The following is a 17,056-nucleotide window of genomic DNA, read 5'->3' as shown; positions in this document are numbered from 1 at the left end:
GCAGGTTACGGGATGGTCGCTCCTGCGGGTGGTTTGGCGCGCGGCAAATATGTGCCGTGGTCCTTGCTGCCGACAAGGGTGCCGTCGTCGACGACCACCCTGCCGCGCACCATGGTCAGCACCGGCCAGCCGGTGACCTCGAGCCCTTCATAGGGCGTGTAGTCGGAGCCGTCATGGATCAGTTCGTGGCGGATCGTCACCTTGCGCTTGGGATCCCACAGCGCGATGTCGGCATCCGAGCCGACGGCGATCGTGCCCTTGCGCGGATAGAGGCCGTAGATCTTGGCATGATTGGTGGCGCTGAAGGCGACGAAGCTGTTGAGGTCGATGCGGCCCTTGACCACGCCCTCGGAGAACAGGATCGGCAGCCGCGTCGCCACCCCGGGGATGCCGTTCGGTACCCAGCGGAAGCTGGTGCGCCCCTTGGGCGCGAGCTTGCCTTGCGGGTCGTGGTAGCGGAACGGACAGTGGTCCGACGAGAACACCGAGAACACTTCCTGCTGCAAGCCTTCCCAGCAGGCCTGCTGGCTGGCGACATCGCGCGGTGGCGGCGAGCAGACGTACTTTGCGCCCTCCATGTTGAGCTGATCGAGATCCTTCTCGGTCAGCATCAGGTATTGCGGACAGGTTTCGCCCATCACCGGCAAGCCCCGCTGCTGCGCGCGCCGGATCTCGTCCATCGCTTCGCGGTTTGAGACATGCACGATCATGATCGGCACATCGACGAGCTCGGACAGCGAAATCGCGCGGTGCGTGGCCTCGCGCTCGACCGGGATCGGCCGCGAGGTCGCGTGGAAGCGCGGCGCGGTGTTGCCGGCGCGTTCCAGCCGGTCGGTCAGGAAGCGGATCGCGTCGAAGTTTTCCGCATGCACCATCAGCATCGCGCCGGTCTCGCGCGCGACCGACATGGTCTCGAGCAATTCGCGATCCGACAGCGCCAGCCCCTCATAGGTCATGAAGACCTTGAGCGAGGTATAGCCGTCCTCGACCAGCGCCGGCAGCTCCTGGCCCAGCACATGCTCGGTCGGATCGGTGACGATCAGATGGAAGGCGACGTCGACGTGGCATTCGCCTTCGGCCAGCGAATGGTAGTGCTTGAGCGCCTCGCGCAGCGTCTGGCCCTTCTCCTGCAGGCAGAACGGCAGCACGGTGGTGTTGCCGCCGAACGCCGCCGAGCGGGTGCCGCTGGCAAAGCCGTCGGCCATCACGATGCCATCGCCCGATGGCTGGGCGAAATGGACATGGCTGTCGATGCCGCCGGGCAGCACGAGCCGGTCGGTGGCGTCGATGATCGTGGCCGCATCGCCGAGATCGCGGCCGAGCGCCGTGATCTTGCCGTCACGGATTCCGACATCGCAGGCGAAGGTGTCGGCAGCGGTGACGACGGTGCCGCCGCGGATGATGGTGTCGAAGGACATCAGTCCGTCCCCTCTTTCGGTGAGCGATGTTCGATGATTGCAGCAAGCGGCCCGGCCAGCCCGAGCGTTGGTTTTGGATCAGGCCGCCGGAAGGTGCCGGCGACCGCCTTGCGCGGCTTAAGCACGGCAAGCGTCTCCGCCTGGCGCACAGCGGCCGCGACCGGATCGACCACGGGCACCGGAATGCGGTCGCGGACCTTTGCGGCAAGGCCTGCGAGCGGCGCGCCTGACAAGATGACGACGTCGGCGCCGTCCTGTTCGACCGCCTGGTTGGCGAGCGCGACCAGCAGCTCTTCCTTCTCGGCCTGCACGTCGGAGATCGACTGGAAGCTACCGTCGAGCGTGCGGATGCCGGCGCAGCGCGAACTCAGCCCGTGCATGGCGACGCACTCCTCATACCAGGGCGCCAGCGCGCCGGCGAAGGTCACGATGGAGAACCGCCGCCCGAGCATGCAGGCGGTGAGCATCGCGGCCTCGGCCAGGCCCACCACCGGAAACGCGAACAGCTCGCGCGCGCCGAACAGGCCGGGATCGCCGAACGCGGCGATGATGGCGGCATCGATGCCGGCGCCGGCCTCGGCCAGCATCTCCAGCGCGATCGCGCCGCCGATCTGGGCCTCGGCGCGGGTCGCGATATACGGCACGCCGCGCGCGGCGGTCGCGGGCACGAGCTCGGTGCCGGCTGAAGCCACCTTGCTGCCGGCGGCATGGAGCAGATCCGTGACCGCCACTGTCGTGTTAGGATTGAGCAGCAGGATCTTCATGGCGCAACGTTCCTCGTCTTGCGGCCGCGCGGCTTTGCGGGAGTGTCCGGCGCCGCGGCGTCATCCGCCTCGTTGTTCAGTGCCTTGCCATCGAGCGTCTCGGCGACGATATCGCCGGTGCGGCGCACGTGGTGGGCCAGCATTTGCCCGGCGCGGGCCGCATCGCGGCGCCTGAGCGCGGCCAGGATATCCTGGTGCTCGCGCACCGATTCATCCCAGCGCCCAAGCACCGAGAGTGCAAAGAAGCGCGCCCGCTCGGCCCGCGCCAGAAGTGCCTCGTGCGTCGCCTTCAGCACCGCGTTGCGCGCGAAGCCGACGATCGCCGAATGGATCTGCTGGTTGGCCTGGAAATAGTCGCGCAACTCGCCGCGGCCGTGATGCCACTCGATCTTGTCCTGCAGCGCATCGAGCCGCTCGAAGTCGGCATCCTCCATGCGCAGCGCGGCGAGTTCGGCGGCGCAGCGCTCGATGCCGCTGACGGCCTCGAACAATTCGGTCAGCTCGGCGCGGCGGAACGGCGCCACCACGGCACTGTGGTTGAGCCGCAGCTCGACCAGGCCTTCGTTCGCCAACTGCTTCAGCGCCTCGCGCAGCGGGGTCCGCGAAATGCCGAGCGCGTCGGACAAATCCGCCTCCCCCAGCGACTGACCCGGCGCCAGCTCGCCGCGCACGATCATCGTGCGTAGCCGAGCCGCCGCCTGCTCGTGCAGTCCGACCCGCGGCACGCGCAGCCGGCGCCGTTGCTGCGCCGTGATCGCGCGCTTGGCTTCCTTGCTGCGTCTGGTCGCCTTGGCTTTGGTCTTGGCTTCAGTCTTGGCTTCAGTCACCGCACGCCTTCATCGTCATGATCGGGGATCGCGGTCGCCGCGCGAAGATCGGGGTTCGTGAACAGGCTGCCCCAACCGTGCACGCGCGACGGATCGCAGCCCACAGCTGTGAGACACGCCCACAGCGTCACTGCGATGGAATCCAGCACCGGCACGCCAAATCCGCGCTCCAGCCGCTCGGCGGCACCGGCGCCGCGCATGTTGGTGCAGAGCACGACGGCAGCATCGCAGCCCTCGCGCACCACCTGCGCGATCAAGCCAGCGACCTCGGCCTCGCTGACCTCGGCAAAGGAGAAATTGTCCTGCAACGCGAGATGCCGCTCGGCGAAGCAGTGCAGCCCCGCCGAATTCCAGTTGGCGATGATCTTGTCCTGTACGTCCTGGCGGTACGGCGTCACCAGCCCGATGCGCTGGGCGCCGATCCGCCGCAGCAGATCGCGATAGGCCAGCACCGTGGTGCAGGCCTTGATCCCGGTTGCCGCGGTGATCTGCTCGCACAGGCTCTCGTCGCGATCGAAGCCGAGCCAGCTGGCCGAGGTGCCGTTCCAGGCGATGACGTCGACCTTGGCATGCGCCAGCAGTTCTGCCGCACGAAGGATCTCGCTGGCGTCGAACTGGCGCAGCGCCTGCTCCGACAGCGCGATCTCGGTCACCTTGAAGCGCGAGAAATGCGCCGAAACGTCCTCGACGCCTGCCAGCATCGCGCAGGTGATCGGCTCGAGTGCGGTATTCGACGACGGCGTCAGCATGCCGAGCCGGATAGGACGTGTCATTCGTGAGGCCTCATCAACCGGCCGAACCCTTGGCAGGATTCGGCCGTCTTTGTTTCAGACCGGGAGCTTGCGGCTGTAATCGATCAGGGTCGAGCAGATCAACAGCGCAATGCCCGCGGCGGCGAAATACATCAGGGCCAGAAAGTAGGAGCCGGTGGCCTGCACGATGAAGCCGACGATCAGGGGCGTCGTGATTCCGGCGATGTTGCCGCCGAGATTCATGCAGCCGCCGAGGAAGCCGGACTTGCCACGGCCCGCCAGCGCCGACGGGATCGCCCAGTACATGCCGCACCAGCGCAGAAAGAACAGCGTCGTCGACAGCAGCACCACGACTACCGCCGCGTTGGTGACGTAGGCGACCAGGAAGATCGAGACCGTCGCCATGATCGCCGCGATGCCGAACAGGGTACGGAACACGGTGTTGGGCGACCCGCCCCGCGCCCGCCAACCGTCGCCGATCCAGCCGCCGACCAGTTCACCGACGAAGCCCGAGAAGAAGATGATGAAGGAGGCGCCGCCGAGCGCCTTGATGTCGAAGCCGTGCACCTTGAACAAATAGGTCGGCATCCAGGTCAGCAGGCCGTAGAAGGTGGTGTTGAAGAACATCCAGCCCAGGCACATGCACCAGACCGAGCGGAAGCGGAAATAAGCCATCCCGCTCGCGCCGGACGACGGCGGCGTCGCCGCGTCCTCGATCGCATGCGCCTCCTCGAGATAGCGCGCCTCCGCTTCATTGACCGACGGATGCTCGCGCGGCGCGTTGCGGATGTAGTACCAGGCCCACAGGCCGCACAGCATGGTGCCGATGCCCGCCACGACGAAGGCGACGCGCCAGGAGCTGAACGCCGCCATCAGCCAGGCGATCACGATCGAGCCGAGCGCAGCGCCAAGCGGCGCGCCGCCGTCCAGCAGAGTGGCGCCGCGGCCGCGTTCGGTCTGAGTCATCCAGATCGCGTTGAGCTTGCCGCCGGCCGGATAGATCGGCGCTTCCGACGCACCGAGCCCGAGCCGGGTCAGCAGCAACAGCATCCAGCTGGTGGACAGCGCCGCCAGCGCCTGGAAGAAACCCCAGAACAGCGTTGCGAGCGCGATCACGATCCGCGGCTTGAAGCGATCGGCGAGCATGCCGCCCGGCACCTGCATCAGCGCGTAGGTCCAGAAGAACGAGCTCAGGATCAGGCCCTGCATCGCCGGATCGATGTCGAACTCCTTGGCGATGACGGGCATTGCGACCGACAGCGAGGCGCGATCGATATAGTTGATCGAGATCAGGAACAGCATCAGCAGGAAGATCTTCCACCGCACGCCGGAAGGCTTCGCCGTATCTGCCATTGCGATGGTGGACACCTGATCGCTCATTGCTCGCTCCTCTGCCGGCAGATTGTTTTTGCCCCGCGCGACCTTCGTCATCGAAGGTCATCGGCCCTCTCCTGCCCCGCGCAAAGTCTGCTTCAAGCCGCGTGAGGCCACAAGCACATTTTGTATTCTACATGCAATTTTATATATCATACTGATATTAATGCATATTTTTCTGAACAAGCCTTGCAATTGAGCAGCTGGTGATCCGCGATTGGGCTTCGGGCGGCGTAGCCCGCTTGAGCAGAGCGATATGCGGAAGCTGATGCCGCCCCGGATATCGCGCCGCTGATCCGGGCTACAACACCTGTCGTTGTTGCGCTCGCTCAGGGGATGAAAGGTCGCGACGCTACTGCGAGGGGGTCTTCGGCTCGGCCTCGAGTGCGAACAATGCCAGCAGCGCAGCCAAGCTAAGCGCCGATGTGACCGCGAACGTATAGCCACCGAGCGGTGCAATCAGAAATCCGAATACCAGCGGTGCGACGGCTTGAGACAGCCGCGATGGCGCGCCGAGCAGCCCCAAGCGGTAGCCGTAATCCTTCGGGCCGAATATCGCCAGCGGCAGTGTGCCACGTGCGATCGTCAGGATGCCATTTCCCGCGCCGTGCAGCAGTGCGAAGATCCCGGCAAAGCCACCGCCGAACAGGCCGATGACGCAGGCGCCCAAGGGGTGCGTGATGCAGGCCAATCGCGCCGACCAGAGTGGATGGAAGCGCTTCAGCAGGCTCGCTTCGACAATCCGCGCCGCCACCTGCGCCGGGCCGATCAGCGCGCCCGCGGCGATCGCCTGGGTTTGCGTCGCGCCGAGTGACTCCAGAATTCGCGGCAGATGCACCGCCATCGCGGACGTGACGCTCCAGGCGGCCGCGAAGGCAAAGGCGAGCAACACCATCGCGCGGTCGATCGGAATATGCGGCTTTGGCGTGTCGGCTGCGATCCGATGCTCGCTCTTCAGTCTGGGCATCACGAACGCGTTGAGCGGCAGGCAGATCAGAATGTGCGCCGCCGCCCAGCCGAAGCAAGTCCAGCGCCAGCCGATGGTTGCGAGGCCCCACGCGGTGAGCGGCCAGCCGATCGTGCTGGCAAACCCCGCGATCAAGGTGATGCCGGTGATGGAGCGGCGGGCGGTGTTGCCATAGATACGCCCGAGCGCCGCGAAGGCTGCATCATACAGGCCAAGGCCCATGCCGACGCCGAGCAGCAGCCAGCTTGCGGCCATCAGAACGGCCCCCTGCGAAAGCCCGAGCAGGATCAGGCCGAACGCCAGGATAAGATTGGACGCACAGAGCACTTCGCGCCCGCCCATGCGGTCGATCTGGCGGCCGACGCGCGGGCCGAGCAGTCCTGATATCACGAGCGCCATCGAGAACGCGGCGAACAGCCAGTTCGTGGATATGCCGAGGTCCCGCGCAATCGGGTCCGCAAGAATCGCCGGCAGATAATAGCTCGACGCCCAGGCCAGGGTTTGCGTGGTGCCGAGCGCGACGATCAGGACGTTATCTGCACGGCGGCTCATCCGGCGTGCGCACCGGGCTTCCTGGGCAAGACCACTTCGCCGTCTTCCTTGACGAACCGGCCGATGTCGGCGACGGCCAGGAGATCGAGAACCGCTTCGGACGGCCGGCACAACCTCACGCCCTTGGGCGAGACCACGATGGGCCGGTTGATCAAGATCGGATGCGCGATCATGAAATCGATCAATTCGTCGTCGCTCCATTTCGGATTGGCGAGATCGAGCGCGCCATAGGGCGTGCCCTTCTCGCGCAGCAGCGCGCGCGGCGTCATGCCCATGGCAGCGATCAGCGCGATCAGCTTGTCGCGCGAGGGAGGCGTCTTGAGATACTCGACGATCTCGGGCTCCTCCCCGCTTTGGCGGATCATTGCCAGGGTGTTGCGCGACGTCCCGCAATCGGGATTGTGGTAGATCGTGATCGTCATCGGACTGCTTCCTTAGTGGTTTCGGCGCCCCGCAGCAGCCAGGTCATGAATGCCAGCGCGACCATGGCTCCCAGAACCTCGGCGACGATGAATCCCGGCAGATCCTGCGCGCGGATGCCGGAAAACGTGTCGGTGAACGATCGCGCGATGGCAACGGCCGGATTGGCGAAAGACGTGGATGCGGTGAACCAGTACGCGGCCGTGATATAAAGCCCGACCAGCCATGGAATTGCGGCCTCACGAAACCGGAGGCCACCAATGATCGTTGCGATCAGTCCGAACGCGGCAACGAATTCGGCAAACCATTGCGGAAATCCCGTCCGTGCCTTCGCCGAGAACTCCAGGAGCGGCAGGCCGAACATGGCGTGCGCTACCATCGCGCCGAGGATTCCCCCGAGCACCTGCGCCGCGACGTATTGCGCGGCGTGCGGCGGACGGAGTTCGCCCTTGAGCATGAAGACCAGCGTGACTGCCGGATTGAAATGCGCGCCGGATATTGGTCCGAGGATCGTGATCAGCACCACCAGAATGGCGCCGGTCGGAAGGGTGTTACCGAGCAGCGCCAACGCCACGTCCTTGGTCAACGTCTCGGCCATGATGCCGGAGCCAACGACGGTCGCGACCAGAAGCAAGGTACCGAGGCCCTCGGCCGCCAGGCGCCGCGGCAGGTCGAAGCCGTGCATCAGGCGCGCGCCTTTTTCTTGGCCGTGGACGGCCCGCACTGAACATCGGCGAGCGCCGGCGCGCAGATGTCGGGGTGGCCCGCACAGCAATCCTTCATCAGGAAGGCGATGAGATCGCGCAAGCCGATGAAATCCGCCGAGTAGATGATCGAACGCGCCTCGCGGCGCGGCACGATCATGCCGGCATGCTCGAGGTCCTTCAGATGGAACGACACGTTGGATGGCGATACTGCGACCGCCTCGGCAATCGCCCCTGCCGCCATGCCATCGGGACCGGCCTGTACCAACAGCCGCACGATCCGCAGCCGCGTTTCCTGCGACAGCGCGGCGAAGGCGGTTCGGGCTTGACGCTCCTCCATCTTTCGATAATCCTACAATTCAATAATCATTGAAATGAGGATAGCAGCCGTGAACCCGCTTGCCAATACCCGATCGACCGTCGGCGCCCTGCTCCCGGTCGAAGAGCTCTCGTCCGCAGCACTGCTGTCCAGCCTCGAGGCGCACAGGGAGAAGCCGCTGATCTTCAGTTACGACGGCCGGGATGTCCGCCCCAGCTACCACGTCACCGAGGTCAAGACCGGCTCGTTCAGAGGGCTCGATTGCGGCGCCAACCCCGAGAGCTGGAGCGAGACCTTCATTCAGCTCTGGGACATCGAGGAGGAAAACCGGGGCCACATGCCGGCCGGGAAGTTTCTTGCGATCATCCGCAAGGTCGACGAGGCCGTCGGCTTCGATCCGCGAGCCAAGCTGACCTTCGAGGTCAGCGATGGCGTCCGGCCGATGCAAATCTATCGCGCGGAACGCATGGATACCGGCGACGCCGCCATACGGGTCTATCTCTCGGCGCGTCCATCGAGCTGCAAGCCGCGCGACCGATGGCTGCAGGAACAGCAGTCGTGCTGCGCTCCGAAAGCCAAGCAGCCGTGCTGCGGTTGATCACCAGACGCCAGCCGGGCTGACGCCCCGGCCGCGAGCTATCCGCCCTCGTCGAAGCGAGCCAATGCTCCCTGGATGAGCTCGATCTCCTCGGAAAGAGTCTCGTTCACGACCGATGGCCTGAAACCCGGAAAGCTGTGGGTTCGAACATCGTCCAGCAGGTGTTGGCGATGGTCTCGCAGCTGTTCCAGCGCTTGACGATTCTTCAGCGACACGTAGCCGGCAATGATCTGCTCGATGGCCTTCATGGGAAATCCACGCTTCAAAATAAAACGTACTGCAATCCTTCGATTAAAGCGGCCAAACCGCCTTGCTGGCAAGTCCCATGACGCTGTGCCGGGAGCGTTGACGCGGCTCCCCGCAAGACCACGCCTCGCGCTTCACAAGCTGCGGCGAAGGCCCTGTCGTCTCGTTGCGGCCGGCCCGCGCCGGCACCCGGCGTTCCCTGCGCCCTCTTTAAGAGAGAGGGCGAAACGAGATGCAAAGCTCGGACGATTCATGTCGCGAGAATGCGAAGCTGCGCCCCCACCCACATTGTCATCGCCCGCGCATGCGGGCGATCCAGTACGCCGCGGCTTCTCGATTCGAGCGCCGGCGTCTCTGGAATACTGGATCGCCCGGTCGAGCCGGGCGATGACACCGAGATGGTACGCAATGACGGTGCGTCGTATCGCGCGAGAACCATCCTCATCGTCGTCCTGGCGAAAGCCAGGACCCATTACCCCAAATGGTCATTGCTGCGCGACGCTGGGGCCCCAATCCCTCTCACAATCACATGCGGTGGTTATGGGTCCTGGCTTTCGCCAGGACGACTGCTTCCAAGAGACCGAGTGATGGTGGAGCCCGCGACGTACCCGCTCACGCCGCCGTCGGCTCGCTCGACAGCGCGGCGAACACCGTCTCCGGCGAATGGGCGATCACGGCGAGCAGCGCGCGGGCCGGTCCCCGCGGGGCGCGCTTGCCCTGCTCCCAGTTGCGGATGGTCTCCACCGGTACGCCGAGCTTGGCGGCGAATTCGAGCTGGGTGAGTTGGGCCCGGCGGCGCAGATCGCGCACGGCCGGTTGCGCGGCCGAAGGCTGTATCGCCGCCTCGGCGGGATGTGCGGGCGCGAGCGGGATTTCCTGTCCGTCGCGCAATTCGACGATCCGTCCGTCCGCCTTGAGCCGCAACCGCTGCATGATGGCCCCCCGTGATGGCCCCTTTGGAGATAGGACCATCATCCGCCAACCCCGTTAAGGCGCGATTAACGATAAACCGGCCGCAAGGCCCCCCGGTAGGCATGACCTTTTCGGAACACCGCTTCACACTTTTCCGGGTCATGCTCTATTTCAGCCCGAACCACAGCGTGGCGATGCCGAGGAACGAGAAAAAGCCGACCACGTCGGTGACGGTCGTGACGAAGGTGCCGGAGGCGACCGCGGGATCGGCGCGCACCCGTTCCAGCACCATCGGAATCAGGATGCCGCCGAGCGCGCCGGCGACCAGGTTGCAGATGATCGCGAGCCCGATCACGATGCCGAGGCCGGGGATCTTGAACCAGGCCACCGCGGCGATGCCGGTGATGACGGCAAAGGCGAGGCCGTTGACGAGCCCGACCATGGTCTCGCGCAACACCACGCGCGTCGCGTTGAACGAACCGAGCTCGCGGGTGGCGAGCGCGCGCACCGCGACCGTCATGGTCTGGGTCGCGGCATTGCCGCCCTGGCTCGCCACGATCGGCGCCAGCACCGCGAGCGCCACCATCTTCTCGAGCTGGCCCTCGAACAGGCCGAGCACCGAAGAGGCCAGGAACGCGGTGGCGAGATTGACCAGCAGCCAGTTGAAGCGGCCGCGGGCGATGGTCCAGACCGTGTCGGACAGCTCTTCAGGGTGGGTAACGCCGCCCAGCGCCTTGAGGTCCTCGTCGGCCTCCTCCTCGATCACGTCGACGACGTCGTCGATGGTGATCACGCCGACCAGCCGCTCGGTGGTGTCGACCACGGGAGCCGCGACCAGATTGTACTTGCCGAACATCCGCGCGACCTCTTCCTGGTCTTCCAGCGCGGAGACCCGGCGGCGGCCCTCGTCGATCAGGTCCTTGACCGGAACCGGGCGGCGCGTGCGCAGCAGCACGTCGAGCGGCACCGCGCCCAGCAAGTGCTTGTCGGCGTCGACCACATAGATCTCGTAGAAGCGGTCCGGCAGATCGGGCGTGTCGCGCATGTAGTCGATCGCCTGCCCGACTTTCCAATCCGGCGGCACCGCGATGAACTCGGTCTGCATCCGCCGGCCGGCGGAATTCTCCGGATACAGCAGGCTGCGCTCGATGTCCTCGCGCTCGGCCGCCGGCAGCTTCTCCAGGATCTCTTCCTGGTCCTCCTCGTCGAGGCTTTCCAGGAGCTCGACGGCGTCATCGGATTCGAGCTCGCGGACGCCCTCTGCAACGGTCTCCGGCTCGAGTTCCTCGAGGATCTCCTCGCGGACCGTCTCGTCGACCTCGTTGAGCGCCGAGAAGTCGAAGTCCGTGCCGGTGATCTCGACCAGGGTGACGCGGTCGTCAGGCTCCAGCGCCTCGATCAGGTCGCCGAGATCGGCCTCATGCAGTTCCGCCACCACCTCGCACAGCAGGGGCCGGTCCGCGGCATGGATGGCCCGGGTGATCTCCGCGACGAATTCGGGGCGGAGCTGGCCCTCCTCGTCCCGCATCGGCATCCGGGCGAGCGGGTCGGCCTCGGCGGGTTCGGCAACGTCGATATTCTCGGCCATGCCGTGTTTCGCCGGTTTGACAGGAGGGGAAAAACTGCTCTGATGAGTGCGGAACGGATTACCTAATCGGTGGGGCCCAGTGCAATGAGAAAGATGTCGAGCGCACCGCGACCGATCCTGAACATTGTCGCGGCGCTGATCGCGCTCGCGCCTGTTGCGCTGATTAGCTCGGCGAAGGCCGCCGAATGCCCGCGCAAAGACGCGCTCGGCACCTCGCGTGTGCTCGAGGTCGACCCTGCGACCTATCCGCGCGTCGGGCAGAAAAGCTTTCCGCAGACCCTGCCGCTGCGGGATGGCGAGGTCGTGCTGACGTTCGACGACGGGCCGACACCTGGCGTCACCGACAAGGTGCTGACGGCACTGGCAACCGAATGCGTGCAGGCCACCTTCTTCATGGTCGGCCGCAATGCGGCCGATCATCCCGACATGGTCCGCAAGATCGCACGCCTCGGCCACAGCATCGGCTATCACAGCTGGGACCATCCGCATCTCAACAAAATGCCGACGGACCAGGCCGAGGCGAACATCAATCGGGGGATCGAAGCAGTCCAGACGGCCCTGCGCGGCACCGCGAGCACGGTCCCGAGCACGCCGTTCTTCCGGTTCCCCTATTTCGAGTCGACGCCCGCCCTGCTCGAGCGCATGGAAAAGCGCGGTATCGCGGTGTTCGGCGCCGATTTCTGGGCCAGCGATTGGAACAAGATAACCCCCGAGGAGGAACTCAAGCTGCTCACCGGGCGGCTCGAGGGCCATCGCAAGGGAATTATCCTGCTGCACGACCCGCAGATGCGAACAGCCGAGATGCTGCCGGCCTTCCTAAGGTATCTGCAGGAGCATAATTATCACGTCGTCCACATCGTGCCGGCGGCGTTGAAAACCGTGTCCGACCGGACACATTGAACCCGGCACCCAAGGTGGATTACAGACCGTTAAGGCGGCATTCATGGGGCCGCACCTAAGGATTCGTCAGTGCGTTTGGAATGCGGCCGAGATTGATGATTGCAGACGTCCTGGTGATGATCCGGAAGCGGTCGCGGACCGTGATCGGCGCGGCGCTGCTGGGCTGCTGCTTGATGACGCCGCAGGCCGGCCTCGCCGCGGATTGCCCGGGTAACCCCAACGCACTCGGCACCTCGCGGACCATCGTCGTCGATCCCAGGGAGCATCCGCGGATCGGCACCATGCAGTATCCGGAGACGCTGCCGCTCGCCGATCACGAGGTGGTGCTGACCTTCGACGACGGGCCGCTGCCGAAATACAGCAACCAGGTGCTGGCCATCCTCGCCAGCCAATGCGTCAAGGCGACCTTCTTCACCATCGGCTCCCAGGCCCGGTTCGATCCGGAGGGCGTGCGCAAGCTGGTCGCCGCCGGGCATACCGTCGGCACGCACAGCCAGAACCATCCGCTGACGATGAACAAGATGCCGCTCGAGCGGGTGCGGCAGGAGGTCGACGACGGCATCGCCTCGACACTCGCCGCGCTCAACGGCGACAAGAGCAAGCTTGCGCCGTTCTTCCGGATCCCCGGCCTGATGCGCGCCGAGATCCCCGAAACCTATTTGGCGTCACAGGGCATCCAGGTCTGGAGCGCCGACTTCCCGGCCGACGACTGGCGCCACGTCTCGCCGCAGCGGGTCTACGACCTCGCGATCCAGCGGATCGAGGCCAAGCACAAGGGCATCCTGCTGCTGCACGACATCCAGCCGCGCACCGTCGCGGCGCTGCCGCGCATCCTCAACACGCTGAAGGAGCGCGGCTACCGCATCGTCCATGTCGTGCCCGCGACAGCGGACCGCCCGGCGACGCCGACCGAGCCGCAGCAATGGTTCATGCGTCCGCCGACCGAGACGGTCGCGATCACGCGCTGGCCCAAAATTCCGAACTTCGTCTTCACCGCGACGCGGACGCTGCCGGCGCCGGTGTTTGCCGACATGGATTGGCGCGATGCCGACATTCTCGATCACGCGCAGCGCGCGCGCGTCGGCGCATCCGTCCGCACGCTGTGGCCGCAGCCGCAGCTCACCCAGCCCGCGTCGGCCTCGACATTGCCGATCCCGGCGGCTGACGTGTTTCGCGTTCCCGAAGCACTGGACCTGACCCTGCTCGCGGCCCGCTCGGCGGCCGCGCAGCGCGCGACAGCTGTTGTCCCCGGCGTCGGCGCACCGCGCGCGCAAGCGATTTCGGCGCGCCAGGCCAGGCACCCCAAGCAGGCCGCGCATCAGATCCCCGCTGCGGCTCACGGCCGGCTTCACGGCGCACCGCTGCGTGTCGTACCGCCGGCCGCGAGCAATGCGTCGGTCCACGTCGCCAAGCGCACCCCGCGCGCCGAGGCCTTGGCGGCCAGCAAGCGCGTGCCTGACTAGAGCGCGATCTAGCTGACCACGATCTTGGCGACGCAGAGCAGGATCACCAGCGCCAGGAAGAAGATGTCGATATAGGATTTGATTTCGCCGGCATGCCTGAGCGCGGTGACGTCGGCGACGATCTGCTTGCGCGAGGCCACAGCATTGGGCCCCTCGCCGGCCGCAGCGGCGAGCCGCCGCGTCTCGCCTTCGAGGCGCTCGATACGCTGGAAGAAATAGAACGAGCGCAGGCCCGACAAGGCATGCATCGTTGCATAGACCAGGACCAGGATCGCGACCGTCGCGCGCTGCTCGTATTTCTCCAGCAGGTTCAGCGTGAAATAGACCAGTCCCAGGAACACGAAGTTGGAGAGGACACGGTAGGCATAGCTAGCAAAGATCATCGGGTGCTCCGGGTGGGGCAGGCTTGCGGCCGCGCGGTCGGGAGACGCGGCCGCCTCCGGTCGGCAGCGCCACACCGGCAAGGCCATGCATCCGCGAATCTACCTGACCGGTGTTACAGGACCGCATCGACCGGCGCCTCACGTCGCCCGCCGGCGCTCATCGGACCTGCCCCGCGCGGGGCCGGCACGGCCAGGCCACGGCTATGCTTCGAAAAATCCAGCGATTTCAAGGATCAGCTGAGGTGTGGTGCGCTCGGAGGGACTCGAACCCCCACGGTGTTACCCACTGCCACCTCAAGGCAGCGCGTCTACCAATTCCGCCACGAGCGCTAAGGATGTCGGATGGAACCCTAAGGCGCCGCCGCATCGAGGGGGCGATGTAACAAATCACGGATGCAGGGACAAGGCGCTTGATGCGTGAATTAACTGCGAACCCCGGGAGATTTCGGCAGCATCTGCTTGACCTCGACCGCAATCCGGTTGCGGTCGACCAGGACGACGCCGCTGGCCACCGGCAGGTTGTTGGCGAGGATCTTGACCTCGTCGGCCTCGGTGGCATCCAGTTCGATGATGGCGCCGCGGGACAGCCGCATGACCTGGTGGATTGGCATGGTGGTCGTGCCGAGGACCACCATGAGATCGACGCTGACTTTATCGAGGGTGGGCACTTCTGAACCGCCGAACTGGAACTAAATTGTGGATTCACCTGACCACGTTAGGGTTAGCCAATGGTTAACGACCGCCAAAGCCTCGATTTGACGACCTTTGCGCGCCCTTCGGGCGGCGAAGCGGTCGAGTGGCGGATTTCGGACCGTCCAGTGCCCTACCCCGATTCTCTCACTGCGATGGACACGAGGGTGGCGGCGATCGCCGAGGGCTCGGCGCCGGAACTGGTGTGGCTGCTCGAGCATCCGCCGCTCTACACCTCCGGCACCAGCGGCAAGGCCGATGACCTGCTCGACCCGCGGTTTCCGACCTTCCAGAGCGGCCGCGGCGGCCAGGTCACCTATCACGGCCCGGGCCAGCGCGTTGCCTATGTGATGCTGGACCTGAAGCGGCGCCGGCCGGATGTGCGCGCCTATGTCGCCTCGCTGGAGGAATGGATCATCCGCACACTGGCCGCCTTCAACGTCCGTGGCGAGCGCCGCGAGGACCGCGTCGGGGTCTGGGTGCGGCGCCCGGACAAGGGGCCGGGTCACGAGGACAAGATCGCTGCGATCGGCGTGCGGCTGCGCCGCTGGGTCTCGTTCCACGGCATCGCGATCAATGTCGAGCCCGACCTCTCCCACTTCCAGGCGATCGTGCCCTGCGGGGTGGTCGATCCGCGCTACGGCGTCACCTCGCTGGTCGATCTCGGACTGCCGGTCACGATGGCCGATGTCGACATCGCGCTCCGGCAGGCATTTGCCGAGGTATTCGGCGACACCACGGCGCGCCTGCCGGAAGTAACGCTGTAAGGCTCATGCCGCCTTCTGCGGCGCGACCTCGAGCTTGCCGGCGATGTAGCGGCGCTCCTGGGTCAGGCCGCCGAAGCCGTAGGCATCACCCCTCACCTCGTCGACATGGGCGTAGCTCTCGGTGTGGAGCGGCCCGAGCAATTCGCCCATCCGCTTGAACAGCGCGGCGAGATAGGCCGCCTTCTCGTCCTTGGTGTTGGTGCCTTCGGTGACATGGATGTCGAGCCAGTAGCTCGCGAGCCCCTGCTCGGCGAGCGACTTGCCGCCGGCGAACCAGTCGGTGGCGTCGGCTGACTTCACGATGATCGCGGTGACCTTGGGGTCCTTGTGCAGAATCCCTGCGGTCAGATCCGACACCGCGGCGGCGATGTCGGACTTCAGTGACGGCCTCTCGCGGGAGGTTGCATAGGTGACGGTGATGAGCGGCATGATCGGTCTCCTTGAATTCGGTTGGCGCGGGTCAATCGCGCCTCCTCTAGCTAGACCTTTGCACATCATCTTGGTATCTTATCTATACGGATAGCAATGATAACGAATATTGATCATGACGGCGACGCTCGATATCGACACCGTGCAGGCCTTCCTCCTCGTCGCCGAGCTGCAGGGCTTCACCCGCGCCGCCGAGGCACTCGGCACCACGCAGGCGGCGATCAGCATGAAATTGCAGCGGCTGGAAACCGTGCTCGGCAAGCGGCTGGTCGAACGCTCGCCGCGCGCGGTGCGGCTGACCGCCGATGGCGCGGCTTTCCTGCACCATGCCCGCGCGTTGATCGAGGTGCATGACCGTGCGCTGTCGGGTGAGAAACCAGCGCGGCAGCAGTTGACACTCGGGATCAGCGATCACGCCGCCGGGCCGGAACTCGTGCCGCTGCTGGAGCGGCTGCACGCAATGGCGTCCCAGCTCGCACTCTCCGTGACCATCGGCTTCTCGCGCGAGATGCTCGACGCCTACGATGCCGGCGAACTCGACGCCGTGATCGTGCGCCAGGAAGGCAGCCGGCGCGGCGGCGAGAAACTGACCGAGGACGAATTCGGCTGGTTCGCCGCCAAGCGCTTCGTCTGGCCGCGCGGCGACGCACTGCCGCTCGCTACGCTGGCACCGCCCTGCGGCGTGCGCGCCCTTGCCGTGCGATCGCTCGACAAGGCCGGCATCGCGTGGACCGAAAGCTTCGTCGGCGGCGGCGTCACCGCGGTCGTGGCTGCCGCGCTCGCAGGCCTTGCCGTTGCGCCCCTCGTCCGCCGCATCGCGCCGCCGGGCCTGCTCGATATCGGACCCGCGCACAAGCTGCCGCGGCTCGGCGCGTCAAAGGTGATGCTGCATTCGAAGGTCAGCGATCCCGCCAAGCTCGCGGCGTTGCGGACGCTGGCGGCGACGTTCCGCAGCGTGGCCTCTGCAGCGTAGTGCGGGCACC

At 65.8% G+C, this 17,056-nt stretch carries 20 protein-coding genes and 1 tRNA gene; 5 read left to right on the top strand and 16 right to left on the bottom strand.

Translation table 11 applies throughout. From position 1 onward, the window contains the following. Positions 1-5: 5 nt before the first annotated feature. The 9 genes from hydA to JQ573_RS26170 all read right to left on the bottom strand — a co-directional run bounded on the left by hydA (position 6) and on the right by JQ573_RS26170 (position 8,118). The gene (hydA, locus tag JQ573_RS26210; protein ID WP_212318543.1) at positions 6-1,418 is read right to left on the bottom strand and encodes a dihydropyrimidinase; all 1,413 of its coding nucleotides are present in this window, start codon (positions 1,416-1,418) and stop codon (positions 6-8) included. Continuing rightward, a complete protein-coding gene (locus tag JQ573_RS26205) occupies positions 1,418-2,182 on the bottom strand; it encodes an aspartate/glutamate racemase family protein (RefSeq protein ID WP_212318541.1) in 765 nt (254 codons plus the stop codon). Before JQ573_RS26205 ends, hydA begins: the two co-directional genes overlap by 1 nt. Continuing rightward, entirely contained in the window at positions 2,179-3,009 is an 831-nt protein-coding gene (locus JQ573_RS26200; protein ID WP_312011632.1) for a GntR family transcriptional regulator, read from the bottom strand. The genes JQ573_RS26205 and JQ573_RS26200 overlap by 4 nt, the downstream gene beginning before the upstream one ends. Beyond that, on the bottom strand, positions 3,006-3,782 hold the full coding sequence (locus tag JQ573_RS26195; RefSeq protein WP_212318538.1) for an aspartate/glutamate racemase family protein: 777 nt from the start codon (positions 3,780-3,782) through the stop codon (positions 3,006-3,008). Before JQ573_RS26195 ends, JQ573_RS26200 begins: the two co-directional genes overlap by 4 nt. 54 nt (positions 3,783-3,836) lie before the next feature. Then, the gene (locus JQ573_RS26190; protein WP_212318536.1) at positions 3,837-5,141 is read right to left on the bottom strand and encodes an MFS transporter; all 1,305 of its coding nucleotides are present in this window, start codon (positions 5,139-5,141) and stop codon (positions 3,837-3,839) included. Positions 5,142-5,487: 346 nt separating this feature from the next. Further along, positions 5,488-6,654 (bottom strand): MFS transporter, encoded by a 1,167-nt coding sequence (locus JQ573_RS26185; RefSeq protein WP_212318534.1) that lies wholly within the window; start codon positions 6,652-6,654, stop codon positions 5,488-5,490. Then, complete coding sequence (gene arsC / locus JQ573_RS26180) at positions 6,651-7,076, bottom strand: arsenate reductase (glutaredoxin) (RefSeq protein WP_212318531.1); 426 nt, start codon at positions 7,074-7,076, stop codon at positions 6,651-6,653. Before arsC ends, JQ573_RS26185 begins: the two co-directional genes overlap by 4 nt. Beyond that, positions 7,073-7,759: an MIP/aquaporin family protein gene (locus JQ573_RS26175; protein ID WP_212318528.1), complete on the bottom strand. Its 687-nt coding sequence runs from the start codon at positions 7,757-7,759 to the stop codon at positions 7,073-7,075. Before JQ573_RS26175 ends, arsC begins: the two co-directional genes overlap by 4 nt. Continuing rightward, the gene (locus tag JQ573_RS26170) at positions 7,759-8,118 is read right to left on the bottom strand and encodes a helix-turn-helix transcriptional regulator (protein WP_212318526.1); all 360 of its coding nucleotides are present in this window, start codon (positions 8,116-8,118) and stop codon (positions 7,759-7,761) included. The genes JQ573_RS26175 and JQ573_RS26170 overlap by 1 nt, the downstream gene beginning before the upstream one ends. Before the next feature lie 49 nt (positions 8,119-8,167). Here JQ573_RS26170 and JQ573_RS26165 point away from each other — a divergent pair, with 49 nt between their 5' ends. Then, positions 8,168-8,695 carry a DUF6428 family protein gene (locus tag JQ573_RS26165; protein ID WP_312011631.1) on the top strand — a complete coding sequence of 176 codons (528 nt, stop codon included), beginning with the start codon at positions 8,168-8,170 and terminating at the stop codon, positions 8,693-8,695. Between the two features lie 38 nt (positions 8,696-8,733). Here the strand turns inward: JQ573_RS26165 and JQ573_RS26160 are convergent, their stop codons facing one another. The 3 genes from JQ573_RS26160 to mgtE form a co-directional block, all read right to left on the bottom strand. Then, positions 8,734-8,943 (bottom strand): hypothetical protein, encoded by a 210-nt coding sequence (locus JQ573_RS26160; RefSeq protein WP_212318523.1) that lies wholly within the window; start codon positions 8,941-8,943, stop codon positions 8,734-8,736. 610 nt (positions 8,944-9,553) lie between these two features. Beyond that, entirely contained in the window at positions 9,554-9,874 is a 321-nt protein-coding gene (locus tag JQ573_RS26155) for a DNA-binding transcriptional regulator (RefSeq protein ID WP_212318518.1), read from the bottom strand. 145 nt (positions 9,875-10,019) lie between these two features. Further along, on the bottom strand, positions 10,020-11,441 hold the full coding sequence (mgtE, locus tag JQ573_RS26150; protein WP_212318515.1) for a magnesium transporter: 1,422 nt from the start codon (positions 11,439-11,441) through the stop codon (positions 10,020-10,022). Between the two features lie 84 nt (positions 11,442-11,525). Between mgtE and JQ573_RS26145 the strand changes: the two genes are divergently transcribed. Then, positions 11,526-12,341, top strand: coding sequence for a polysaccharide deacetylase family protein (locus JQ573_RS26145; protein WP_212318513.1), 816 nt, complete (start codon positions 11,526-11,528; stop codon positions 12,339-12,341). Positions 12,342-12,436: 95 nt separating this feature from the next. Next, positions 12,437-13,804: a polysaccharide deacetylase family protein gene (locus JQ573_RS26140; RefSeq protein WP_212318507.1), complete on the top strand. Its 1,368-nt coding sequence runs from the start codon at positions 12,437-12,439 to the stop codon at positions 13,802-13,804. Between the two features lie 8 nt (positions 13,805-13,812). Here the strand turns inward: JQ573_RS26140 and JQ573_RS26135 are convergent, their stop codons facing one another. The 3 genes from JQ573_RS26135 to JQ573_RS26125 all read right to left on the bottom strand — a co-directional run bounded on the left by JQ573_RS26135 (position 13,813) and on the right by JQ573_RS26125 (position 14,855). Next, entirely contained in the window at positions 13,813-14,187 is a 375-nt protein-coding gene (locus JQ573_RS26135) for a hypothetical protein (RefSeq protein ID WP_092114879.1), read from the bottom strand. 245 nt (positions 14,188-14,432) lie between these two features. Next, positions 14,433-14,517, bottom strand: a tRNA-Leu gene (locus JQ573_RS26130). Positions 14,518-14,609: 92 nt separating this feature from the next. Beyond that, positions 14,610-14,855, bottom strand: a complete 246-nt coding sequence (locus JQ573_RS26125; RefSeq protein ID WP_021080574.1) for a FliM/FliN family flagellar motor switch protein — start codon at positions 14,853-14,855, stop codon at positions 14,610-14,612. Positions 14,856-14,915: 60 nt separating this feature from the next. Between JQ573_RS26125 and lipB the strand changes: the two genes are divergently transcribed. Further along, positions 14,916-15,644, top strand: coding sequence for a lipoyl(octanoyl) transferase LipB (gene lipB, locus JQ573_RS26120; protein ID WP_212318504.1), 729 nt, complete (start codon positions 14,916-14,918; stop codon positions 15,642-15,644). Between the two features lie 3 nt (positions 15,645-15,647). Here lipB and JQ573_RS26115 read toward each other — a convergent pair whose 3' ends face one another. Next, the gene (locus tag JQ573_RS26115; RefSeq protein WP_212318501.1) at positions 15,648-16,073 is read right to left on the bottom strand and encodes a 4-oxalocrotonate tautomerase family protein; all 426 of its coding nucleotides are present in this window, start codon (positions 16,071-16,073) and stop codon (positions 15,648-15,650) included. Between the two features lie 115 nt (positions 16,074-16,188). Here JQ573_RS26115 and JQ573_RS26110 point away from each other — a divergent pair, with 115 nt between their 5' ends. After that, complete coding sequence (locus tag JQ573_RS26110; RefSeq protein ID WP_212318498.1) at positions 16,189-17,046, top strand: LysR family transcriptional regulator; 858 nt, start codon at positions 16,189-16,191, stop codon at positions 17,044-17,046. The last annotated feature ends 10 nt before the right edge of the window (positions 17,047-17,056 follow it).

Source organism: Bradyrhizobium sp. AUGA SZCCT0105 (assembly GCF_018129565.1).
Taxonomy (GTDB): domain Bacteria; phylum Pseudomonadota; class Alphaproteobacteria; order Rhizobiales; family Xanthobacteraceae; genus Bradyrhizobium.
The sequence above is the reverse complement of the archived record's forward strand: the minus strand, read 5'-3'. Positions and strand labels throughout refer to the sequence as shown.

What these genes read in the sequence shown, in the direction of transcription:
- JQ573_RS26185 (WP_212318534.1), bottom strand. Translation starts at nt 6,654, where the DNA reads ATGAGCCGCCGTGCAGATAACGTCCTGATCGTCGCGCTCGGCACCACG.
- lipB (WP_212318504.1), top strand. Translation starts at nt 14,916, where the DNA reads ATGGTTAACGACCGCCAAAGCCTCGATTTGACGACCTTTGCGCGCCCT.
- mgtE (WP_212318515.1), bottom strand. Translation starts at nt 11,441, where the DNA reads ATGGCCGAGAATATCGACGTTGCCGAACCCGCCGAGGCCGACCCGCTC.
- JQ573_RS26140 (WP_212318507.1), top strand. Translation starts at nt 12,437, where the DNA reads ATGATTGCAGACGTCCTGGTGATGATCCGGAAGCGGTCGCGGACCGTG.
- JQ573_RS26155 (WP_212318518.1), bottom strand. Translation starts at nt 9,874, where the DNA reads ATGCAGCGGTTGCGGCTCAAGGCGGACGGACGGATCGTCGAATTGCGC.
- JQ573_RS26170 (WP_212318526.1), bottom strand. Translation starts at nt 8,118, where the DNA reads ATGGAGGAGCGTCAAGCCCGAACCGCCTTCGCCGCGCTGTCGCAGGAA.
- JQ573_RS26195 (WP_212318538.1), bottom strand. Translation starts at nt 3,782, where the DNA reads ATGACACGTCCTATCCGGCTCGGCATGCTGACGCCGTCGTCGAATACC.
- JQ573_RS26160 (WP_212318523.1), bottom strand. Translation starts at nt 8,943, where the DNA reads ATGAAGGCCATCGAGCAGATCATTGCCGGCTACGTGTCGCTGAAGAAT.
- hydA (WP_212318543.1), bottom strand. Translation starts at nt 1,418, where the DNA reads ATGTCCTTCGACACCATCATCCGCGGCGGCACCGTCGTCACCGCTGCC.
- JQ573_RS26110 (WP_212318498.1), top strand. Translation starts at nt 16,189, where the DNA reads ATGACGGCGACGCTCGATATCGACACCGTGCAGGCCTTCCTCCTCGTC.
- JQ573_RS26175 (WP_212318528.1), bottom strand. Translation starts at nt 7,759, where the DNA reads ATGCACGGCTTCGACCTGCCGCGGCGCCTGGCGGCCGAGGGCCTCGGT.
- JQ573_RS26145 (WP_212318513.1), top strand. Translation starts at nt 11,526, where the DNA reads ATGAGAAAGATGTCGAGCGCACCGCGACCGATCCTGAACATTGTCGCG.
- JQ573_RS26115 (WP_212318501.1), bottom strand. Translation starts at nt 16,073, where the DNA reads ATGCCGCTCATCACCGTCACCTATGCAACCTCCCGCGAGAGGCCGTCA.
- JQ573_RS26205 (WP_212318541.1), bottom strand. Translation starts at nt 2,182, where the DNA reads ATGAAGATCCTGCTGCTCAATCCTAACACGACAGTGGCGGTCACGGAT.
- JQ573_RS26190 (WP_212318536.1), bottom strand. Translation starts at nt 5,141, where the DNA reads ATGAGCGATCAGGTGTCCACCATCGCAATGGCAGATACGGCGAAGCCT.
- arsC (WP_212318531.1), bottom strand. Translation starts at nt 7,076, where the DNA reads ATGACGATCACGATCTACCACAATCCCGATTGCGGGACGTCGCGCAAC.
- JQ573_RS26135 (WP_092114879.1), bottom strand. Translation starts at nt 14,187, where the DNA reads ATGATCTTTGCTAGCTATGCCTACCGTGTCCTCTCCAACTTCGTGTTC.